The organism is Pseudomonas sp. TE3895 (genome assembly GCF_056278855.1).
The window spans coordinates 5,010,163-5,031,134 of record NZ_JBWBQE010000001.1 but is presented as its reverse complement, the minus strand read 5'-3'; the positions used below and the strand labels follow the sequence as shown (position 1 = coordinate 5,031,134).

The window sequence follows — 20,972 nt, the reverse complement described above, 5'->3', positions numbered from 1 at the left end:
AAACCTTCAATTGCCACGGTCGCGGCCGCTGCTGACCTCTTCAGGCACCGGCTCTTTCGACATGCGCTTGCGGAATAGCGCCGCCCGCGCCAGCAACAGCGTGGTTATCGGCACGGTAATCGACAGCAGGATCGGAATCAGCCAAGCGTGCAGCACAGGGGTGCCCTTGAGCCACGAAAAGTAGATGATCGAGGCCAGTGCAACGCACCAGGCACCAAGGGTCGAGGCCAGCGCTGGCGGGTGCATGCGCTGGAAGTAGTCTTTCAGGCGTACCAGGCCTATAGCACCGACCAGGGCGAACAGGCTGCCGGTGAGCAATAGCGCGGCGGTGACCAGCTCCAGCCAGAACGGCAGTACCAGGGCTTCAGTCATTCGATCACCTCACCGCGCAGCAGAAACTTGGCCAAGGCAAACGAGCCGACGAAACCAAACAGTGCAATCAGCAAGGCACCTTCGAAGTAGGTGTCACTGGCATAACGTATACCCAGCACCAACATGGTGAGCATGGCCAGGATGTACAGGTAGTCCAGGGCCAGCACGCGGTCTTGGGCGGACGGGCCACGAAACAGCCGAATCAACGCCAGGCCCATGGCCAGGGCGAAGATGAACAGGCTGGCGAGGACGGCATTGGCGAGCAGGCCTGTCATTGGAAAATCTCCATAAGCGGGCGTTCGTAAGTGTCCTTGAAGTGCTGTATGAAGGCCGCTTCATCGTCCAGCTCAAACACATGCAGCAACAGCACACTGCGGTCCAGTGCCAGTTCGGACCAGACTGTGCCAGGCACCACCGTGGTGATCATCGACAGCGCTGCCAGGCCGTGGGGGTCACGCAATGCCAGTGGTATGTGAACGAACGCAGAACGTGGCGGCTGCTTGCCGGCCCGCAGCACACCACGGGCCACCAGCAGGTTGGAGGTGATCACATCGATGCCGACCCGGCCAATCAGGCGGGCGATGGCCAGGGGGCGCCGTACGTGTGCATGCTGCGGGCGCAGGGGCGCCATCAACAGTGGCGCCAGTATGCCAAGTGCGGCGCCCAGCAACAGGTTGCCGGGGCTGACCGAGAGGTTCAGCAGCAGCCACAGGCCGAACAGCGAGACCGATAGCAGCGGAGCGGGGAGCAGTCGGTTCATGGCTGCACCTGTACGTCGCGCGAGGTGGGGCCAGGAATCGGCCGGGCGGCCATCACGGCTTCGATATAGGCATCGGGGGCCTGCAGGCTGGCGGCAGTGTCCTGGGTGTAGCGCAGCAACGGCTCGGCCTTGAGGCTGAGGATAAGGCACAGGCCGAGCAGGATGACGATGGGCAGGCATTCATAGCGCCGCAGCACCGGTGACGGGCGCTCTTCGGGCTTCCAGAAACGCTGGATGCCGACGCGGCCGAAGGCGATCAGCGAGGCCATGCCGGACAGGATCAGTAACGCCACCAGGCCCCAGCCGGCGGCACTCAGGGGCTGCTCGGCCGGTACGCCGAGGCCCAGTGGATTGAACAGCGCACTGATCAGGTTGAGCTTGCCGACAAAGCCCGACAGCGGCGGCATGCCGATGATCAGTAGTGCACAGGCGATGAAGCTGAGGCCGAGGAAGGCCATGGTCCACGGGATGATCTGGCCGATTACCACCTGCTGTTCATCGTCGAGGTTGATGCCCTTGGGCGGGTGCAGCGATTCCAGTGGCGGCGGCATGGCGTCTTCTTCGTCGTCCAGCGGCGCTTCATTGGCCGAGCGCGAGCGTTCGACCAGTTCGGCGAGCAGGAACAGTGCGCACAGCGCAAGGGTCGAGTTGACCAGATAGAACAGCGCCGCGCCGGTCAGAGCCGCCTGGGCAAAACCCACCGCACCCAGCAGCGTGCCGGCCGAGACCAGGATACTGAGTGCCGCCATACGCTCCAGGCGCTGTGCCGCCAGGATTGATACCGCTGCCACCGCCAGGGTAACCAGGCCGCCGTAAACCAGCCATTCGCCGCCGAAATGCGCCGAGGCCCCGGCCTGCCCGGAGAACAGTAATGTCCAAAGGCGCAGCACGGCGTACAGGCCGACTTTGGTCATGATGGCGAACAGTGCAGCCACCGGCGCGCTGGCAGACGCGTAAGCTGGCACCAGCCAGAAGTTCAGCGGCCAGATACCGGCCTTGACCAGGAAGGCCATGGCCAGGATTGCCGCGCCGGCATGCAGCAGGCCACGGTCGGCCTCCGGTACCAGTGGAATCTTCAGCGCCAGGTCCGCCATGTTCAGGGTGCCGGTCACGCCATACAGCATCGCTGCGCCGATCAGGAACAGCGACGAGGCAAACAGGTTGATAGCGATGTAGTGCAGGCCGGCACGCACCCGCGCCCGCCCCGAACCATGCAGCAGCAAGCCATAGGAGGCGGCCAGCAGCACTTCGAAGAAGACGAACAGGTTGAACAGGTCGGCGGTGAGGAAGGCGCCGTACAGCCCCATCAGCTGGATCTGGAACAGCGCATGGAAGCTGGCCCCTGCACCGTCCCAGCGGGCACGGGCAAATAGCAGCGCGCTGAAACCGATGACCCCGGTCAGGGTCAGCAAGAGCGCGGACAGGTGGTCCACCACCAGCACGATACCGAATGGCGCCGGCCAGTTGCCCGGCAGGTACACGCCGATCGACGCTGCCTGGCCCTGGGTGCGCATCCACAGCAGCAGACAGACCGCGATTGCCAGGCCGGAGAAGGTAGACAGCAGGTTCAGCCTGGCCTTGATATGCCTGTGCTTTTCACCCAGCAGCAACATTATCGCGGCCGTAATCAACGGCAGCAGGATGGGGGCGACAATCAGTTGACTCAGATCACTCATTCGTCACGCTCCCGGCCATCCACGTGGTCGGTACCGGTCAGGCCGCGCGAGGCCAGCAGCACCACCAGGAACAGCGCGGTCATGGCGAAACTGATGACGATGGCGGTGAGCACCAGTGCCTGTGGCAGCGGGTCGGTGTAATGCAACAGGTCCTGGGTAACGCCATCCTTGATGATTGGCTCCTTGCCGATGAACAGGCTGCCCATGCTGAAGATGAACAGGTTGACCCCGTAAGAAAGCAGGCACAGGCCCATGATCACCTGGTAGGTACGCGGGCGCAGGATCAGCCACACCCCGGAGGCAGCCAGCACGCCGATGGCGACTGCAATCACTTCTTCCATCAGGCGGCTCCTGCTTGGCTGGTTTTTGCCGGGTTGCCCGGGCGGTAGGCGCGCACCGACTGGTGCGCCAGGGCCGTGAGGATCAGCAGGGTCGAGCCGACCACGACGGTGTATACGCCAATATCGAAGAACAGCGCGCTGGCCACGTGCACATCACCCAGCAACGGCAGGTGCAAGTGGGCGGTATGGGTGGTGAGGAACGGGTAACCCAGCAGCATGGCGCCGACCCCGGTCAGGGTCGCGCACAGCAGCCCGGTACCCATCCAGCGCAGCGGCCGCAGGCTCATCTGCGCCTCGACCCACTGTGTGCCGGCCACCATGTACTGGAGGATGAACGCCACCGACATGACCAAGCCAGCGACAAACCCGCCACCGGGCTGGTTGTGCCCGCGCATGAACAGGTACATCGACACCAGCAAGGCGATCGGCAGCAGCAGGCGCACCAGCGCTGCAGGCACCATCATGAAGCCCAGCGCGGTATCGGTGGCATGCCGCGGGTTGATCAGGTCGGTGACCACGTCCGGCGCCAACTGGCGTTGTTGCGCCGGCAGCTGCATGCTCTCTTTCGGAGGACGGAAGCGCCGTAGCAGGGCGAACACGGTCAATGCCACAGCCACCAATACGGTGATTTCACCGAGGGTATCGAAGCCGCGGAAGTCGACCAGCATGACATTGACCACATTGGTGCCGCCGCCCTGAGGCAATGCACGGCTCAAATAGAACGAGGAAATGTCGTTGGGCGTCGGTCGGGTCAGCATGGCGTACGACAGCACGGCCATGCCGCCACCCACCAGCACGGCCAGCAGCAAGTCGCGCAGGCGGCGCATGCGCGCGCGCTCCAGGCTACCAGGCAGCGGCGACACGCCTTCGATACGCCGTGGCAGCCAGCGCAGGCCGAGGAGGATCAGTACGGTGGTGACCACTTCTACCACCAACTGGGTCAGTGCCAGGTCGGGCGCAGAGAACCAGACGAAAGTGATGCAGGTCATCAGGCCGCAGACGCTGACCATGATCAGTGCCGCCAGGCGGTGGTACTTGGCCTGATAGGCGGCGCCGATGGCGCAGGCAATGGCGATCAGCCACAGGGCGACGAACACGCCCGAACCGGGAATCTTCGGGCGATCACCCCAGCTCAGGCCGCTATACAGCATAGGCGTGAGGCCCGCGAGGAACGCGGCGAATACCAGCATGAACAGCTGCGACTGCAGTCGGCGGGTGGTGAGCACGCGCTCGATGCGACGCGCCAGCAGCATCAGGTGAACCTGGCCGTGCTCGAACAGTCGCTTGCCATTGAAGCGCTCGATCACGGGCGGGTAGGGGAAGCGGCCCAGGCGCAGTTGCTTGCTCAGCAACAGGTACAGGACGATGCCGCCGCTCATGGCGACCAGGCTCATGATCATCGGCGCGTTCCAGCCATGCCAGATGGCCAGGCTGTATTCCGGCAGGGTACCGCCAACCACCGGCAGGGCCGCAGCGGCCAACAGGGGGCCGACCGACTGGGTGGGGAAGATGCCCACTACCAGGCACGTGAGCACCAGCAGCTCCACCGGAGCACGCATCCAGCGTGGCGGCTCGTGCGGGGTATGGGGCAGGTCCTGGGCCGTTGGCCCGAAGAACACATCGACGGTAAAACGCAGGGCATACGCCACGCTGAAGGTGCCGGCCAGGGTGGCGATTACCGGCAGTGTGGCCTCGACCCAGGCGGTGGAACTGATGAATACCGTTTCGGCGAAGAACATTTCCTTCGACAGGAAGCCGTTCATCAGCGGCACGCCGGCCATCGAAGCGCTGGCGACCATGGCCAGGGTCGCGGTGTAGGGCACCAGGCGGATCAGGCCGCTGAGGCGGCGAATGTCACGGGTGCCGCTCTCGTGGTCGATGATGCCGGCGGCCATGAACAGCGAGGCCTTGAAGGTGGCATGGTTGAGAATGTGGAATACCGCGGCGACGGCAGCCAGCGGGCTGTTAAGGCCCAGCAGCAGGGTAATCAGGCCCAGGTGGCTGATGGTCGAATAGGCCAGCAGGCCCTTGAGGTCATTTTGGAACATGGCGGCGAAAGCGCCGAGCAGCAGGGTGAGGGCGCCGGCACCGCCGACGATCCAGAACCACTCCTCGCTACCGGAAAGTACCGGCCACAGGCGTGCCAGCAGGAACACCCCGGCCTTGACCATGGTTGCAGAGTGCAAATAGGCCGACACCGGTGTGGGCGCTGCCATGGCGTGGGGCAGCCAGAACTGGAAGGGAAACTGTGCGCTCTTGGTCAGGGCGCCGATGAGTATCAGGGGCAGCAGCACCGGGTAAAGCGCATGCTGGCGGATGGTATGCCCGGCAGCCAGAACCTTGTCCAGGTCATAGCTGCCGACCACATGGCCGAGCAGCAGGGCCCCTACCAACAGGCACAAGCCGCCTGCACCGGTTACCATCAGCGCCATATAGGCGCCGCGACGGGCGTCGGCGCGGTGGTGCCAGTAGCCGATCAGCAGGAAGGAGAACAGGCTGGTCAGTTCCCAGAAGAACACCAGTTGGATCAGGTTGCCGGAGATGACCAGGCCGAGCATGGCGCCCATGAAGGCCAGGAAGAACGCGAAGAAGCGTGGGACCGGGTCTTGCGGTGACATGTAGTAGCGCGCATACAGCGATACCAGCGTGCCAATGCCCAGTACCAGCAACGAGAACAGCCAGGCAAAGCCGTCCATGCGCAACACCAGGTTCAGCCCCAGGCTGGGTAGCCACAGGAACTCTTCGCGAATGACGCCACCATGGGCAATCTGAGGGTACAGAAGTGCTACCTGGACGGTGCCGACCAGGGCTACGAGCCCGGCAAGAATGGACTCGGCGTTACGTGCGTTGTGCGGCAGCACAGCTGCCAGGCAACTGCCCACGAACGGCAGAAGCAATAGCACTATCAAGGACATAGCGGCCTATTCTGGAGAAGTTTGCAAAGAATCATACGTGCCGAGGTGTTTATCACCAACACGCAAGCTGTCGCAGAATCCTACAAACCGGCTGTGACAAGCGGTTTTTTTATAACAGTTTTTTACAAAGAATAGCCGCTGTTGACTGTTTTACAGCCCCGCCTGGCCTTCGCCAGGGTTCTGCACATCGCGTGTTTCGACGGTTTCGCGAGGGCGCCGCACCTTGAGTTCACTGACCACCACGGCAACCACGATCAGCAGGCCGCCGAGTAGCGCCACGCCAGGCAGGCGCTCGCCAGCCAGGCGCCCGACGATGCCGGCCCACACCGGTTCACCGGCATAGATGAGTGTGGCGCGGGTAGGCGAGACCGACTTCTGTGCCCAGTTCATTGCCACTTGGATCACCGCACTCATTGCGCCCAGGCCCACTGCGCTGGCAAGCAACAGCCAGGAGAAGTCGGGGAGGCGCTCCTGGGTCGGCACGATCATGAGAAACGCCAGCAGCGATGCGGTCGCAAGTTGTACCACCGTAACCCGGCGCACATCGACCTGACCGGCGTAGCGGCTGATCAGAATGATTTCACCGGCGATGGCCACGGCGCTGATCAGGGTGACCAGTTCGCCCTCGCTGAAACGCAGGCTGCCGCCTTCCGGCCCGGCCAGCAGCATCAGGCCGATGAATGCCAGGCAGATACCCATGCTGGGCATCAGGCCAGGCCGCCGCCCCAGCACCAGCCACTGCAGCAGCGGCACGAACGGGACGTACAGCGCAGTGATGAACGCTGACTGGCTGCTGCTGATGGTTTGCAGGCCCATGGTCTGCAGGCCATAGCCGAGCATGATCGACACGCCGATCAGCATGCCGGCCTTCAGTTCGGTGAAGGTCAGGCCGGGCAGCGCTCGCGCCGAGACCACACCAACGAACAGCGCGGCTGCCGCAAAACGCAGGCCGACGAAGAACATCGGGCCGCTGACGGTCATTACGTTATGCACCAACAGGAAAGTGCCGCCCCACAACATGGTGATGAATACCAGCACCAGTTCGGCCTTGCTCAGGCGGAAGGTGACGGCAGGGGTAGGCTTGCTGCTGGGCTGGTTCATGGTCTTGCACACTCGGAAAGGGCGGCGCACAATCGCCGCAAAAGTGGGCAGTATACTGCGCAATCTTGACCAGTGAGCAATATAGTGCACAAGGATTCTTCGCACCGGGCATCGGTGCTGCAACATGTCAGCCTCAATGTGCGCAGTCTGCGCAACGCCGCCGGCTTGAGTCAGGCGGCGCTGGCCGAGCGTTCAGGGGTCAGCCGGCGCATGCTGGTCGCGATCGAGGCGGGCGAGAAGAATGTCAGCCTGACCACATTGGACCTGATTGCCGAAGCCTTGGGCGTGGCTTTCAGTACCCTGATCCAGGCGCCAGACCTGCGCGACCCCGGGCGTATTGAAGAGCTGGCGTGGGCTGGTGAACACCCGCAAAGCAGAGCGGTGTTGCTGGGCACCAGCCCGGCAAGGCGCGAGGTGGAACTTTGGGAATGGACCCTGGCACCGGGGGAGTGCTATTACAGTGAGGCCGATGCCGAAGGCTGGAGCGAGCAGATTTATGTGGTCGATGGGCAACTGACGCTGATCATCGAAGAGGTTGAGCATCGCTTGCAGGTGGGGCAGTTCCATGTGTTCCCCAGCAACTGCCGGTATGCCTACCGTAACGATGGCGTGGTGGCTGTCCGGTTTGTGCGCAATGTGGCGATTTGAGGCTGCAGGCTTTGGGGCTGCTGTGCGGCCCCAAAGGTCTCAAGCCGATCAGTTTTTCAGCAGCTCGTCGGTCTTCACCACATCGGCATAGGCAAACGCCAGCGCCGCCATCGCCGAATCGTGCACATGAGCCGCCGGCACCTGCTTGCCGTCGAACGCCAGTGGCAGGGTTGCGCAGGCATCGTGCGCCACAGTCACTTGATAGCCCAGGTCGGCTGCAGCCCGGGTGGCGGCGTCAATGCACATGTGGCTCATGCTGCCGACGATGGTCAGCGCCTCGACGCCATGCCGGTCCAGTGTGTGCTCAAGATCGGTACCGAGGAAGGCGTTGACTTTGTGCTTGAGCACCACCGGCTCGCTCGGCAATGGCTCGACCTTGGCGTGGATGGCCGCACCCTGCGAGCCGGGGGCAAAGAAGGGTGCATCGGCAGTGTCGAACTCATGCCGCACATGAACCACCAGGTCGCCGCGCTGGCGTGCGGCTGCCAGCAGGCGGGCGGCGTTGTCGGCCGCCTGATCGGCGCCATCGAGGGGCCACTTGCCGCCCGGGAAGTAGTCGTTCTGGATGTCGATGATGATCAGTGCCTGCTTGCTCATGCTGCCTCCTGTGGCAGTAGTCGTCGAGAGACGTTAGTTATAGGCTGTGTTCACTCACCTGAGGATTGGCGCGAACGACACTATGCGGGCAAAAACTGACACCGGCGCTAACCTGGATATCGGCTTGCTGCTATACCCCGGCGTGCAGCGCGCCGCTGTGCATGGCCTGGCCGACCTGTTCCTGGTGGCCAACCGGGTTGCGGCCGAACTGGGGGCCGTTGAGCTGCCGCACATTCGCGTCAGTTGCTGGCAGGCAGATGAGACGGGGCAGTTGTTGCCTGCGTCGGATAACTCAGCTGTCACCGTGCCGGGGCTGCGCGTCCTGATCATTCCGCCAAGCCTGGAGTCGGCCCCGCAAGCCGAGTTGCTCGAACGTCACCGCGCGCCGCTGTGCCTGTTGCACGGGCGTGGTACGGTGCTGGCGTCGGTATGCATCGGTGTATTTTTCATTGCCGCCAGCGGTTTGCTCGACGGTCGCCCGGCCTGCACGCACTGGAACTATGTGCAGGCGCTTGCCCAGCGCTTCCCCAGGGTGCGGGTAGAGGCTCAGCAGCCGTTGCTGGATGACGGCGACATCGTGACCTCGGCAGGGTTGATGGCCTGGACGGACCTCGGCTTGCGCTTGCTGGAGCGCTTTTTGGGGGCGACGGTGGCTCAGGAGACCGCTCGCTATCTGGCCGTCGATCCGGTCGCGGCGGCGCTGCCCGGCGCTGTGTTCAACCCGCGCCTGGACCACGGCGACGAGGCCGTGTTGAAGGTGCAGCACTGGTTGCAGGGCAATGGCGGGCAGGATGCCGACCTGGCCACGATGGCGGCCTGCGCGGGGCTGGAGGCGCGCACTTTCTTGCGGCGCTTTCGTGCAGCTACCGGGCTGCGCCCGACCGAGTATTGCCAGCAGGTAAGGGTGGGGCGTGCATGCCGCTTGCTGGAGTTTACCCGGCGCAACGTCGAACAGATCGCGTGGGGTGTCGGCTATCAGGATCCGGGCGCGTTTCGCAAGGTGTTCCAGCGTGTCACTGGCCTTACCCCGAGTGACTATCGGCGGCGGTTTGCGGTATCCGGCGAGGGTCTATAGAAACCACTTGACCTTGACTTTGCTTGAGGTTTTACCCTGCTCGGCATCGCGCTGCATGCGTACGTAGCCAGGAGACTGTCGATGTTGGCATCACCTCATGCCTTGTGGTTTACCCAGATGATCGAATACGAAGTGCCCAGTATGTGCCAGCAAGCGTTGGCTCAGGCCCTGGTGGCCCGTAGTGAAGCGTTGGCTGCGCGTTGCGAAGGGCTGCAGGGTGTGAGCATCCAGGCCAGCGACGATGGCAGCCGGGTGTTGCAGTACTTGCAATGGCAGTCACGCCAGGCCTGGGCGGCGGCGGCCGTGCACTTCATCGAGGAATCCTTTCTTGACCTGCTGGGCCAGCATCAGGCACGCGGCGTCAACTTCGCCGCCTACCAGGCCCTGCGCAGCCTGGTGCGCGGCGACGATGGCGTCCTGCATTGCCAGGTGGGCGATCCTCAGGCATACCATGGTGCGTAGTGCGGGTAGCGATCCAGGCGGGCACCTATGACCATTTCGCTGATCCATGCCGCCAGGAGCGAGCTGTACGCTTTCTGGCTCTCTTCGCTGGACAGCGCGTGGTCGGCGCCGTCGACGATGCGGTGGGTGAGCGAGTGGGCGTTGACGAACGCCGAGCGGTAGTTCATCAAGGTACTGTGCGGCACGTAGTCATCCTGCTCTGACTCCACCAGCAGCACATCCCCGCCGAATTCGGCGCACGCGGCCAGCGCGCGGTTGTCGGCCGGGCCCAGGTGGCGTTGGCGATAGGCATTCAGGCGTTGACGGTCAAGGGTTTGCTTCGGGGTGCCCCATTCGTCATCCCAGTACATGGCAGGTACCCGCAGGGCCAGCCATCTGACCGGCCGTTGGCGGGTCAGTAGAGTCGCCAGGTAACCGCCATAGCTGCTGCCGATAATGGCGATGGCGCTGCTGTCGACAGCTGGGTGGCTGACCAGTCGATCGTAAGCCACCAGCAAGTCCTGCAGGTTTTGTTCACGGGTGACCGTGAGGCGCTGGCTTTCGGTCTTTTCGTGACCGCGCAGGTCGAAGGTCATGCACACGCATCCCAATCCGGTGATATGCCGGGCGCGGGCCAGGTCACGTTGCTGGCTGCCGCCCCAGCCGTGTACGAAGAGAATGCCCGGCATTTTGGTGCCCGGGCTGACCAAGGTGCCGGCGATGCGGTCATTCTCGACCTGCAGTTCAACGGTTTCACTCTGAATGGCCATGTTCGCGAATCCGCGCAAATTTACTGAGTTGTCCGAGTTCACTGTCGTTTCCTTGGTAAAAGAGGGTGGCGTCAGCGGGCAGGTCGGGGTTGCCGAATACTTCGTGGGTGGAGGCACGGACCCGTTGCAATGCGGGGTCATCGGCAAACGCCTGCAGGGCCAACAGTTCGGCACTGCTGGCACCACCCAGGCGCCAGGATTGTTCGAGCACCCCGCTGCACAGGTGGCCCGAAGGGCTGATGCCGCGGGCGATGTCGTAGTTGCGACGTGAAGCGACAAAGCCCGGGAAGTGCTGCTCGGCGGCTTGTTCGTAAACCATGGCCTGGTTGATGGCAAGGCGCAGGTGGTCGTCCAGTGGGAGCTGTAGCAACGCCTGATAGTCGCCACGTACCACCACCAGGTCAGAACCGCCGTAGACCTCGGTACCCTGATGGTCACGTGTCAGTTGCTGGGTGCCGTAGTAGCTGCAGGTCAAGCCGGCGACGCGCACCTGGCCGACGCTGAAGGTTTGCACCTGGCTCAGGTCTTCTTCGAGCACCAGGCCCCACAGCGCCAACGTTTGGTCATCCATACCGGCCAGCAGAGGCTCCAGGGCGCCTGCAGTGGTGATGACCTGTTGCCCACGTCCTGCGCAGGCCAGTACCGGTTTGACCCTCAGCGGGCCGTCGAGCAGCAGCAACTGTGCGGCAGTGCGAGCGTCGGCTTTGCTGAACACGGTGTAGCCGCGTAGCAGGGCATCGCTGGCCTGTCGGGCGAAGTCGTCGGTCCAGCCCGGCGGGAAGCTGGCCTCGGCGGGTAACGGGTGAGAGATCGCCTTGGTTGCCATGTAGGGGTGCGGCACCATGCCGCCAAACAGGTCCTGTTCGCTGCAAATACCCAAGGCGGCATATCGCCTGGGGTCGATCAGGGTCTCGGTTGGCAGATAATAGTAGGCATCGGTGGTGTCTGGCTGCTGCGTGGGCTGTATAGGTGGGCAGCCCAGTAAACGTGCCAGGCCTTCGACAAGCTTTAGATGAACGCCGTGCTCGTGTTCGGGCGTGTGGTCGCGGGTGTCAAGCAACACCACACCGGCTTTCGGTTCGATGGCACTGGGCATGGTCATTTGCCTGTGTGCAATGAGTGTACTGTGTGTGAAGCCGGTGTCTTGGGGAAGTTCAGGGGAACTTGATCGGTGGTCCTGGTCCTGTTGTAGGAAGCGTCCTATTGGCACAGGGCGTGGTGGGCAATGCATGCCGTATCTTGGTCGTCGCGATTGCAGCGTCCTGGCGGCTGTTCCATTATCGGCCTATTGGATCAACCGTTATGAACCCGCAGGAGAGCGCATGAACGTCCAGACCACCCTTGAGCAAAGCGTGCCGCAGCGACTGGTGCACGTGCGCCAAGCCATGGCGGCAGGGGGCATCGATGCCTTGCTGGTCCCCTCGGCCGATCCCCACCTTTCCGAATACCTGCCCGGTTACTGGCAGGGGCGCCAGTGGCTTTCGGGGTTCTATGGCTCGGTTGGTACGCTGGTGGTCACCCCCGGCTTTGCCGGGCTGTGGGTCGACAGCCGCTACTGGGAGCAGGCAGAGCAGGAGCTGAAGGGCAGCGGCATCGAACTGATGAAACTGTTGCCGGGCAAACCCGGGGCGTTGGAATGGTTGGGCGAAAACGTCGAGCCCAACGGTCGCGTGGCAGTGGATGGTGCGGTCATGGCCCTGGCTTCGGCGCGCCAGCTGGCTGAGCGGCTGAAGGCGCGTGGAGCGCAGCTGGTGACAGACATGGACCTGCTGGGTCAGGCCTGGGACGGGCGCCCGGCGCTGCCAGGTAACCCGGTGTACCAGCACCTGCCGCCACACGCCACGGTGAGCCGGGCGGAAAAGCTCGCGCAATTGCGCCAAGGCATCCTGGCCAAGGGGGCCGACTGGCACTTCATCGCTACCCTGGATGACATTGCCTGGCTGTTCAACCTGCGCGGCAGCGATGTCTCTTACAATCCGGTTTTCCTGGCCTTTGCCCTGATCAATCAGCAGCAGGCCATCCTGTTCGTGGGCCAGGACAAAGTGGACGCGCACCTGCGTCATGTGCTGGAGGTCGACGGCATCGAGGTGCGCGACTACAGCGAAGCAGGCAAGGCGCTAGGCACCGTTCCTGCGGGGGCGCGGCTGCTGGTGGACCCGGCCCGGGTCACCTGCGGCCTGCTGGACAACCTGGCGGCAGAGGTGGTTCTTGTCGAGGGGCTAAACCCGACCACGCTGAGCAAGTCCTGCAAGGGCGACGACGACCTGGTGCATATTCGCCAGGTCATGGAGCAGGACGGCGCAGCCTTGTGCGAGTTTTTCGCCTGGTTCGAGGCGAACCTCGGCCGGGAGGTCATTACGGAGCTGACGGTTGACGAGCAATTGAGTGCCGCGCGTGCTCGACGCCCTGATTTCGTGTCACTGAGCTTTTCTACCATTGCCGCCTTCAATGGCAATGGCGCGATGCCACACTACCGTGCCACCGAGCAGTCGCATGCGCTCATCGAGGGTAATGGCTTGCTGCTGATCGACTCGGGCGGTCAATACCTGGGCGGCACTACCGACATTACCCGTATGGTGCCGGTCGGTAACCCCAGCCAGGCACAGAAGCAGGACTGCACCCGTGTACTCAAGGGCATGATTGCCCTGTCGCGTGCCACGTTCCCGCGAGGGGTACTGTCGCCGTTGCTCGACGCCATTGCCCGGGCGCCGATCTGGGCTGACCAGGTCGACTATGGCCATGGTACCGGCCACGGGGTGGGCTACTTCATGAACGTGCACGAGGGGCCTCAAGTGATCGCCTACCAGGCGGCACCTGCACCGCAGACGGCCATGCAAGCGGGCATGATCAGCTCGATCGAGCCGGGGACTTACCGCCCGTGGCAGTGGGGCGTTCGCATCGAGAACCTGGTGGTCAACCGCGAAGCGGGGAAGAGTGCCTTTGGTGACTTCCTGCAGTTCGAAACCTTGACGCTGTGCCCTATCGACACCCGCTGTCTGTTGCCCGAGTTGCTGACCAAGGAAGAGGTGGAGTGGCTGAACGGCTATCACGCCCGCGTACGTGAGCGCCTGGCGCCCTTGCTCCAAGGGGATGCGCTAGCCTGGTTGGAGGTGCGTACTGCACCGCTGTAACGCAGATGAAAAGGGCAGTTTGCGATCTGCCCTTTTCTCTATTTACAGATGACGATCATGCTACGGCTGGTGTAACCCGCCGGGTTGATGCCGAACAAGTAGTCACCAGCTTCTTCATCGCTATCGCCCGAACGCGCAACAACCCGGTAGCCGCGCGTGCTGCAAGAGCTTGCGGCCTTGCTGTAGCAATTGTCCCACGAGGAAGAAAGGCCGGAGCAATTGATATGCAGGCCCTTCTTGCCCCTTTTGACCTCGGTCTTGGCTGTGGCGGCACATCCAGCAATAGCCAAGATGGCCAGGATGAGAAAAATTCGTTTCATTCCTGTCCTTAAATGCAGGGCAAATCAGTTGTCACGACCCTGTCGTTGTCGCTTCGGTTCTTCCTGAACCTTCCCCAGCGTCCGTGTTCGGCCCAGTAGATAGCGTAAAGATGATGATTCTGTGACAGCTTAATCAGCGAGACGGGCTGCTACAATCACTAATCCTTTCTCAAATGAAAATATTTCTCATATCAGTCTGCTGCGATGGCCGGGCTGGGTGCCTTGCGCATGGACAGGGTGGTGCCGACCGAGGCGGTAATGATTGCCAGAATCGCCAGCCATTGAGTAAGCGTCAGCACCTCGCCGAGGAAAAGCAGGCCGGACAATGCGCCAAATGCCGGTTCGATGCTCATCAGGGTGCCGAACGTGCGCGCCGGGATTCGCGTGAGGGCAACCATTTCCAGGCTGTATGGCAGGGCGGTGGACAGTATTGCAACGGCCAACGCCATGGGGATTACGGCAGGTGTGAGCAGAGCGCTACCGGCGTGGGCGATACCGATGGGGGCGACGAACAGGGCCGCGACTACCACCCCCAGGGCCGCGCTCTGGATGCCGTGCTCGGCCCCTGCACGTTGCCCGAACAGAATGTACAGCGCCCAGCACACACCCGCCCCCAGCGCATAGGCGGCGCCCACTGGGTCGAGTGCCTGGCCGCTGTGACCTGCTGGCAGCAACAGCAGCAGCCCAGCGATGGCGAGGGCAATCCACAGGAAATCGATCGGTCGGCGCGAGGAGAAGATCGCCACGGCCAACGGGCCGGTGAATTCCAGGGCCACGGCGATACCGATGGGTACCGTTTGCAGGGCCATATAGAAGAGGAAGTTCATGCCGCCCAGCGCCATGCCGTAGATGACCACGTTGCGCAACGTGTTGGCGGTCATGCGTACCCGCCACGGGCGCAGTATAAGCAGCATGATGATGCTGGCGAAGATCAGGCGCAGGGTGGTGGTGCCTTGTGCGCCGATGATGGGGAACATGCTTTTGGCCAGAGAGGCGCCGGACTGAATCGATGCCATGGCGATAAGCAGTAGGCCGATCGGGAAGAGGGTGGCGGCCAGGCTGCGGGGCTGGGTGTTCATTTAAGTGCGGCAATCCTTTGGCGAGGGAGGTGTTGAGCAATATAGTGCGCAATTGGTGGGGTGGGTGGTAGCCCTTAAGCGGTTTTGCCATAAATATTTCAAATCATTGAAATTAAAGGTTGACCTTCTCGATGGCCTCCCTATAATGCGCACCACTCCAACGCGGTAGCGAAGCAAAGCTAGCCACTGTGTTGAGTCAAGTGTTTGAAGCCAAACGAGTTTCTCGCAAAAAAACTTCAAAATAAACGCTTGACAGGCCCTGAGGAAAGCGTAGAATGCGCGCCTCGGTTGAGGCGAAAAGCTCTTAACCAAACGCTCTTTAACAAATTGAATCAAGCAATTCGTGTGGGTGCTTGTGAGTACGGACTGATAGTCAAAAAGATTATCAGCATCACAAGTGACCATGCGAGAAATCACATAGTCATTTGAGATTGCTGAGCCAAGTTTAGGGTTTCTTAAAAACCCAAGCAGTATTGAACTGAAGAGTTTGATCATGGCTCAGATTGAACGCTGGCGGCAGGCCTAACACATGCAAGTCGAGCGGATGACGGGAGCTTGCTCCTTGATTCAGCGGCGGACGGGTGAGTAATGCCTAGGAATCTGCCTGGTAGTGGGGGACAACGTTTCGAAAGGAACGCTAATACCGCATACGTCCTACGGGAGAAAGCAGGGGACCTTCGGGCCTTGCGCTATCAGATGAGCCTAGGTCGGATTAGCTAGTTGGTGGGGTAATGGCTCACCAAGGCGACGATCCGTAACTGGTCTGAGAGGATGATCAGTCACACTGGAACTGAGACACGGTCCAGACTCCTACGGGAGGCAGCAGTGGGGAATATTGGACAATGGGCGAAAGCCTGATCCAGCCATGCCGCGTGTGTGAAGAAGGTCTTCGGATTGTAAAGCACTTTAAGTTGGGAGGAAGGGCAGTAAGCTAATACCTTGCTGTTTTGACGTTACCGACAGAATAAGCACCGGCTAACTCTGTGCCAGCAGCCGCGGTAATACAGAGGGTGCAAGCGTTAATCGGAATTACTGGGCGTAAAGCGCGCGTAGGTGGTTTGTTAAGTTGGATGTGAAAGCCCCGGGCTCAACCTGGGAACTGCATCCAAAACTGGCAAGCTAGAGTACGGTAGAGGGTGGTGGAATTTCCTGTGTAGCGGTGAAATGCGTAGATATAGGAAGGAACACCAGTGGCGAAGGCGACCACCTGGACTGATACTGACACTGAGGTGCGAAAGCGTGGGGAGCAAACAGGATTAGATACCCTGGTAGTCCACGCCGTAAACGATGTCAACTAGCCGTTGGAATCCTTGAGATTTTAGTGGCGCAGCTAACGCATTAAGTTGACCGCCTGGGGAGTACGGCCGCAAGGTTAAAACTCAAATGAATTGACGGGGGCCCGCACAAGCGGTGGAGCATGTGGTTTAATTCGAAGCAACGCGAAGAACCTTACCAGGCCTTGACATGCAGAGAACTTTCCAGAGATGGATTGGTGCCTTCGGGAACTCTGACACAGGTGCTGCATGGCTGTCGTCAGCTCGTGTCGTGAGATGTTGGGTTAAGTCCCGTAACGAGCGCAACCCTTGTCCTTAGTTACCAGCACGTTATGGTGGGCACTCTAAGGAGACTGCCGGTGACAAACCGGAGGAAGGTGGGGATGACGTCAAGTCATCATGGCCCTTACGGCCTGGGCTACACACGTGCTACAATGGTCGGTACAGAGGGTTGCCAAGCCGCGAGGTGGAGCTAATCTCACAAAACCGATCGTAGTCCGGATCGCAGTCTGCAACTCGACTGCGTGAAGTCGGAATCGCTAGTAATCGCGAATCAGAATGTCGCGGTGAATACGTTCCCGGGCCTTGTACACACCGCCCGTCACACCATGGGAGTGGGTTGCACCAGAAGTAGCTAGTCTAACCTTCGGGAGGACGGTTACCACGGTGTGATTCATGACTGGGGTGAAGTCGTAACAAGGTAGCCGTAGGGGAACCTGCGGCTGGATCACCTCCTTAATCGACGACATCAGCCTGCTGATGAGCTCCCACACGAATTGCTTGATTCATTGTAAAAGACGATGCTGTAACGCGACCCTGTTATAGGTCTGTAGCTCAGTTGGTTAGAGCGCACCCCTGATAAGGGTGAGGTCGGCAGTTCAAATCTGCCCAGACCTACCATTACATGGTTCAGCCGTAGAATACGGGGCCATAGCTCAGCTGGGAGAGCGCCTGCCTTGCACGCAGGAGGTCAGCGGTTCGATCCCGCTTGGCTCCACCACTTTCGCCGTACGCAGTCACTTGTCAGAACTTAGAAATGAACATTCAGCTCGAATGTTGATTTCTGGCTTTTGTCAGATCGTTCTTTAAAAATTCGGATATGTGATAGATATAGACTGAACACCAGTTTCACTGCTGGTGGATCAGGCTAAGGTAAAATTTGTGAGTTCTGCTCGAAAGAGCAGCGTACGAATTTTCGGCGAATGTCGTCTTCACAGTATAACCAGATTGCTTGGGGTTATATGGTCAAGTGAAGAAGCGCATACGGTGGATGCCTTGGCAGTCAGAGGCGATGAAAGACGTGGTAGCCTGCGATAAGCTTTGGGGAGTCGGCAAACAGACTGTGATCCAGAGATCTCTGAATGGGGGAACCCAGCCAGCATAAGCTGGTTATCTTGTACTGAATACATAGGTGCAAGAGGCGAACCAGGGGAACTGAAACATCTAAGTACCCTGAGGAAAAGAAATCAACCGAGATTCCCTTAGTAGTGGCGAGCGAACGGGGACCAGCCCTTAAGTTGATTTGAGATTAGTGGAACGCTCTGGAAAGTGCGGCCATAGTGGGTGATAGCCCCGTACACGAAAATCTCTTATCAATGAAATCGAGTAGGACGGAGCACGAGAAACTTTGTCTGAATATGGGGGGACCATCCTCCAAGGCTAAATACTACTGACTGACCGATAGTGAACCAGTACCGTGAGGGAAAGGCGAAAAGAACCCCGGAGAGGGGAGTGAAATAGAACCTGAAACCGTATGCGTACAAGCAGTGGGAGCCTACTTTTTTAGGTGACTGCGTACCTTTTGTATAATGGGTCAGCGACTTATATTCAGTGGCGAGCTTAACCGAATAGGGGAGGCGTAGCGAAAGCGAGTCTTAATAGGGCGTTTAGTCGCTGGGTATAGACCCGAAACCGGGCGATCTATCCATGGGCAGGTTGAAGGTTAGGTAACACTGACTGGAGGACCGAACCGACTACCGTTGAAAAGTTAGCGGATGACCTGTGGATCGGAGTGAAAGGCTAATCAAGCTCGGAGATAGCTGGTTCTCCTCGAAAGCTATTTAGGTAGCGCCTCATGTATCACTGTAGGGGGTAGAGCACTGTTTCGGCTAGGGGGTCATCCCGACTTACCAAACCGATGCAAACTCCGAATACCTACAAGTGCCGAGCATGGGAGACACACGGCGGGTGCTAACGTCCGTCGTGAAAAGGGAAACAACCCAGACCGTCAGCTAAGGTCCCAAAGTCATGGTTAAGTGGGAAACGATGTGGGAAGGCTTAGACAGCTAGGAGGTTGGCTTAGAAGCAGCCACCCTTTAAAGAAAGCGTAATAGCTCACTAGTCGAGTCGGCCTGCGCGGAAGATGTAACGGGGCTCAAACCATGCACCGAAGCTACGGGTATCATCTTATGATGATGCGGTAGAGGAGCGTTCTGTAAGCCTGTGAAGGTGAGTTGAGAAGCTTGCTGGAGGTATCAGAAGTGCGAATGCTGACATGAGTAACGACAATGCGAGTGAAAAACTCGCACGCCGAAAGACCAAGGTTTCCTGCGCAACGTTAATCGACGCAGGGTTAGTCGGTCCCTAAGGCGAGGCTGAAAAGCGTAGTCGATGGAAAACAGGTTAATATTCCTGTACTTCCAGTTATTGCGATGGAGGGACGGAGAAGGTTAGGCCAGCCTGGCGTTGGTTGTCCAGGTTTAAGGTGGTAGGCTGAAATCTTAGGCAAATCCGGGATTTCAAGGCCGAGAGCTGATGACGAGTTGCCTTTAGGCGACGAAGTGGTTGATACCATGCTTCCAAGAAAAGCTCCTAAGCTTCAGATAACTGGGAACCGTACCCCAAACCGACACAGGTGGTTAGGTAGAGAATACCAAGGCGCTTGAGAGAACTCGGGTGAAGGAACTAGGCAAAATGGCACCGTAACTTCGGGAGAAGGTGCGCCGGCGAGGGTGAAGGACTTGCTCCGTAAGCCCATGCCGGTCGAAGATACCAGGCCGCTGCGACTGTTTATTAAAAACACAGCACTCTGCAAACACGAAAGTGGACGTATAGGGTGTGACGCCTGCCCGGTGCCGGAAGGTTAATTGATGGGGTTAGCGCAAGCGAAGCTCTTGATCGAAGCCCCGGTAAACGGCGGCCGTAACTATAACGGTCCTAAGGTAGCGAAATTCCTTGTCGGGTAAGTTCCGACCTGCACGAATGGCGTAACGATGGCGGCGCTGTCTCCACCCGAGACTCAGTGAAATTGAAATCGCTGTGAAGATGCAGTGTATCCGCGGCTAGACGGAAAGACCCCGTGAACCTTTACTATAGCTTTGCACTGGACTTTGAATTTGCTTGTGTAGGATAGGTGGGAGGCTTTGAAGTGGGGACGCCAGTTCTCATGGAGCCATCCTTGAAATACCACCCTGGCAACTTTGAGGTTCTAACTCAGGTCCGTTATCCGGATCGAGGACAGTGTATGGTGGGTAGTTTGACTGGGGCGGTCTCCTCCCAAAGAGTAACGGAGGAGTACGAAGGTGCGCTCAGACCGGTCGGAAATCGGTCGTAGAGTATAAAGGCAAAAGCGCGCTTGACTGCGAGACAAACACGTCGAGCAGGTACGAAAGTAGGTCTTAGTGATCCGGTGGTTCTGTATGGAAGGGCCATCGCTCAACGGATAAAAGGTACTCCGGGGATAACAGGCTGATACCGCCCAAGAGTTCATATCGACGGCGGTGTTTGGCACCTCGATGTCGGCTCATCACATCCTGGGGCTGAAGCCGGTCCCAAGGGTATGGCTGTTCGCCATTTAAAGTGGTACGCGAGCTGGGTTTAGAACGTCGTGAGACAGTTCGGTCCCTATCTGCCGTGGACGTTTGAGATTTGAGAGGGGCTGCTCCTAGTACGAGAGGACCGGAGTGGACGAACCTCTGGTGTTCCGGTTGTCACGCCAGTGGCATTGCCGGGTAGCTATGTTCGGAAGAGATAACCGCTGAAAGCATCTAAGCGGGAAACTTGCCTCAAGATGAGATCTCACTGGGATCTTGAATCCCCTAAAGGGCCGTCGAAGACTACGACGTTGATAGGTTGGGTGTGTAAGCGCTGTGAGGCGTTGAGCTAACCAATACTAATTGCCCGTGAGGCTTGACCATATAACACCCAAGCAATCTGCTACGCAGATTGTGGTGGTGAAGACGAAAGACCCGAAAATTCGTAAGACCACAAATATCGCATATCCGAATTCGCTGGGCTGTCCATCTGGACATTCTGGCAACAGAATTTCTTGACGACCATAGAGCATTGGAACCACCTGATCCCATCCCGAACTCAGTAGTGAAACGATGCATCGCCGATGGTAGTGTGGGGTTTCCCCATGTGAGAGTAGGTCATCGTCAAGATTCATTTCGCAAAACCCCTATCTGCGCATGCAGGTAGGGGTTTTGTCTTTGTGGGCAAAAAAGCCTGGGCTTGCTCGAATCACTGTGGAG

General features: G+C 59.8%; 16 protein-coding genes, 2 tRNA genes and 3 rRNA genes. 9 read left to right on the top strand and 12 right to left on the bottom strand.

Going from position 1 to position 20,972, the window contains the following annotated elements:
• Window positions 1-6: 6 nt before the first annotated feature.
• The 7 genes from ACZ889_RS22815 to ACZ889_RS22785 form a co-directional block, all read right to left on the bottom strand.
• A complete protein-coding gene (locus ACZ889_RS22815) occupies window positions 7-372 on the bottom strand; it encodes a Na+/H+ antiporter subunit G (protein ID WP_003250107.1) in 366 nt (121 codons plus the stop codon).
• A complete protein-coding gene (locus tag ACZ889_RS22810) occupies window positions 369-647 on the bottom strand; it encodes a K+/H+ antiporter subunit F (RefSeq protein ID WP_003250109.1) in 279 nt (92 codons plus the stop codon). Before ACZ889_RS22810 ends, ACZ889_RS22815 begins: the two co-directional genes overlap by 4 nt.
• The gene (locus ACZ889_RS22805) at window positions 644-1,132 is read right to left on the bottom strand and encodes a Na+/H+ antiporter subunit E (protein ID WP_180689551.1); all 489 of its coding nucleotides are present in this window, start codon (window positions 1,130-1,132) and stop codon (window positions 644-646) included. Before ACZ889_RS22805 ends, ACZ889_RS22810 begins: the two co-directional genes overlap by 4 nt.
• On the bottom strand, window positions 1,129-2,808 hold the full coding sequence (locus ACZ889_RS22800; RefSeq protein WP_476257834.1) for a monovalent cation/H+ antiporter subunit D: 1,680 nt from the start codon (window positions 2,806-2,808) through the stop codon (window positions 1,129-1,131). Before ACZ889_RS22800 ends, ACZ889_RS22805 begins: the two co-directional genes overlap by 4 nt.
• Entirely contained in the window at window positions 2,805-3,149 is a 345-nt protein-coding gene (locus ACZ889_RS22795) for a Na+/H+ antiporter subunit C (protein ID WP_003250128.1), read from the bottom strand. The genes ACZ889_RS22800 and ACZ889_RS22795 overlap by 4 nt, the downstream gene beginning before the upstream one ends.
• Window positions 3,149-6,064, bottom strand: coding sequence for a monovalent cation/H+ antiporter subunit A (locus ACZ889_RS22790; protein ID WP_180689553.1), 2,916 nt, complete (start codon window positions 6,062-6,064; stop codon window positions 3,149-3,151). The genes ACZ889_RS22795 and ACZ889_RS22790 overlap by 1 nt, the downstream gene beginning before the upstream one ends.
• 150 nt (window positions 6,065-6,214) lie before the next feature.
• On the bottom strand, window positions 6,215-7,165 hold the full coding sequence (locus ACZ889_RS22785; protein ID WP_003250133.1) for a DMT family transporter: 951 nt from the start codon (window positions 7,163-7,165) through the stop codon (window positions 6,215-6,217).
• An 84-nt stretch (window positions 7,166-7,249) separates the two neighbouring features.
• Between ACZ889_RS22785 and ACZ889_RS22780 the strand changes: the two genes are divergently transcribed.
• The gene (locus tag ACZ889_RS22780) at window positions 7,250-7,813 is read left to right on the top strand and encodes a helix-turn-helix domain-containing protein (protein ID WP_180689554.1); all 564 of its coding nucleotides are present in this window, start codon (window positions 7,250-7,252) and stop codon (window positions 7,811-7,813) included.
• Window positions 7,814-7,861: 48 nt separating this feature from the next.
• Here the strand turns inward: ACZ889_RS22780 and ACZ889_RS22775 are convergent, their stop codons facing one another.
• On the bottom strand, window positions 7,862-8,410 hold the full coding sequence (locus ACZ889_RS22775; protein ID WP_180689555.1) for a cysteine hydrolase family protein: 549 nt from the start codon (window positions 8,408-8,410) through the stop codon (window positions 7,862-7,864).
• An 82-nt stretch (window positions 8,411-8,492) separates the two neighbouring features.
• On the opposite strand from ACZ889_RS22775, the gene ACZ889_RS22770 reads away from it, so the two are divergent.
• Together ACZ889_RS22770 and ACZ889_RS22765 are read left to right on the top strand one after the other, a co-directional pair.
• Window positions 8,493-9,485, top strand: coding sequence for a GlxA family transcriptional regulator (locus ACZ889_RS22770; protein WP_476257833.1), 993 nt, complete (start codon window positions 8,493-8,495; stop codon window positions 9,483-9,485).
• A gap of 81 nt (window positions 9,486-9,566) precedes the next feature.
• Window positions 9,567-9,947: an antibiotic biosynthesis monooxygenase gene (locus ACZ889_RS22765; RefSeq protein WP_476257832.1), complete on the top strand. Its 381-nt coding sequence runs from the start codon at window positions 9,567-9,569 to the stop codon at window positions 9,945-9,947.
• Here the strand turns inward: ACZ889_RS22765 and ACZ889_RS22760 are convergent.
• The gene (locus tag ACZ889_RS22760; RefSeq protein ID WP_180689557.1) at window positions 9,926-10,696 is read right to left on the bottom strand and encodes an alpha/beta hydrolase family protein; all 771 of its coding nucleotides are present in this window, start codon (window positions 10,694-10,696) and stop codon (window positions 9,926-9,928) included. The genes ACZ889_RS22765 and ACZ889_RS22760 overlap by 22 nt on opposite strands.
• A complete protein-coding gene (locus tag ACZ889_RS22755; RefSeq protein WP_180689558.1) occupies window positions 10,680-11,798 on the bottom strand; it encodes a DUF3182 family protein in 1,119 nt (372 codons plus the stop codon). The genes ACZ889_RS22760 and ACZ889_RS22755 overlap by 17 nt, the downstream gene beginning before the upstream one ends.
• A gap of 220 nt (window positions 11,799-12,018) precedes the next feature.
• Between ACZ889_RS22755 and ACZ889_RS22750 the strand changes: the two genes are divergently transcribed.
• Window positions 12,019-13,827, top strand: coding sequence for an aminopeptidase P family protein (locus ACZ889_RS22750; protein WP_180689559.1), 1,809 nt, complete (start codon window positions 12,019-12,021; stop codon window positions 13,825-13,827).
• Between the two features lie 38 nt (window positions 13,828-13,865).
• Here the strand turns inward: ACZ889_RS22750 and ACZ889_RS22745 are convergent, their stop codons facing one another.
• Both ACZ889_RS22745 and rhtA read right to left on the bottom strand, forming a co-directional pair.
• The gene (locus ACZ889_RS22745) at window positions 13,866-14,147 is read right to left on the bottom strand and encodes a hypothetical protein (protein ID WP_108191639.1); all 282 of its coding nucleotides are present in this window, start codon (window positions 14,145-14,147) and stop codon (window positions 13,866-13,868) included.
• 191 nt (window positions 14,148-14,338) lie between these two features.
• A complete protein-coding gene (rhtA, locus tag ACZ889_RS22740; protein ID WP_012053090.1) occupies window positions 14,339-15,226 on the bottom strand; it encodes a threonine/homoserine exporter RhtA in 888 nt (295 codons plus the stop codon).
• Window positions 15,227-15,701: 475 nt separating this feature from the next.
• Here rhtA and ACZ889_RS22735 point away from each other — a divergent pair.
• From ACZ889_RS22735 to rrf, 5 genes are all read left to right on the top strand, one after another.
• Window positions 15,702-17,238: ribosomal RNA gene (locus ACZ889_RS22735) — 16S ribosomal RNA — on the top strand.
• 85 nt (window positions 17,239-17,323) lie between these two features.
• A tRNA-Ile gene (locus tag ACZ889_RS22730) sits at window positions 17,324-17,400 on the top strand.
• 24 nt (window positions 17,401-17,424) lie between these two features.
• A tRNA-Ala gene (locus ACZ889_RS22725) sits at window positions 17,425-17,500 on the top strand.
• Between the two features lie 243 nt (window positions 17,501-17,743).
• Window positions 17,744-20,636: ribosomal RNA gene (locus tag ACZ889_RS22720) — 23S ribosomal RNA — on the top strand.
• A 130-nt stretch (window positions 20,637-20,766) separates the two neighbouring features.
• A 5S ribosomal RNA gene (gene rrf / locus ACZ889_RS22715) occupies window positions 20,767-20,882 on the top strand.
• Together the 16S, 23S and 5S rRNA genes with 2 tRNA genes alongside form the textbook arrangement of a ribosomal RNA operon.
• Window positions 20,883-20,972: the final 90 nt, after the last annotated feature.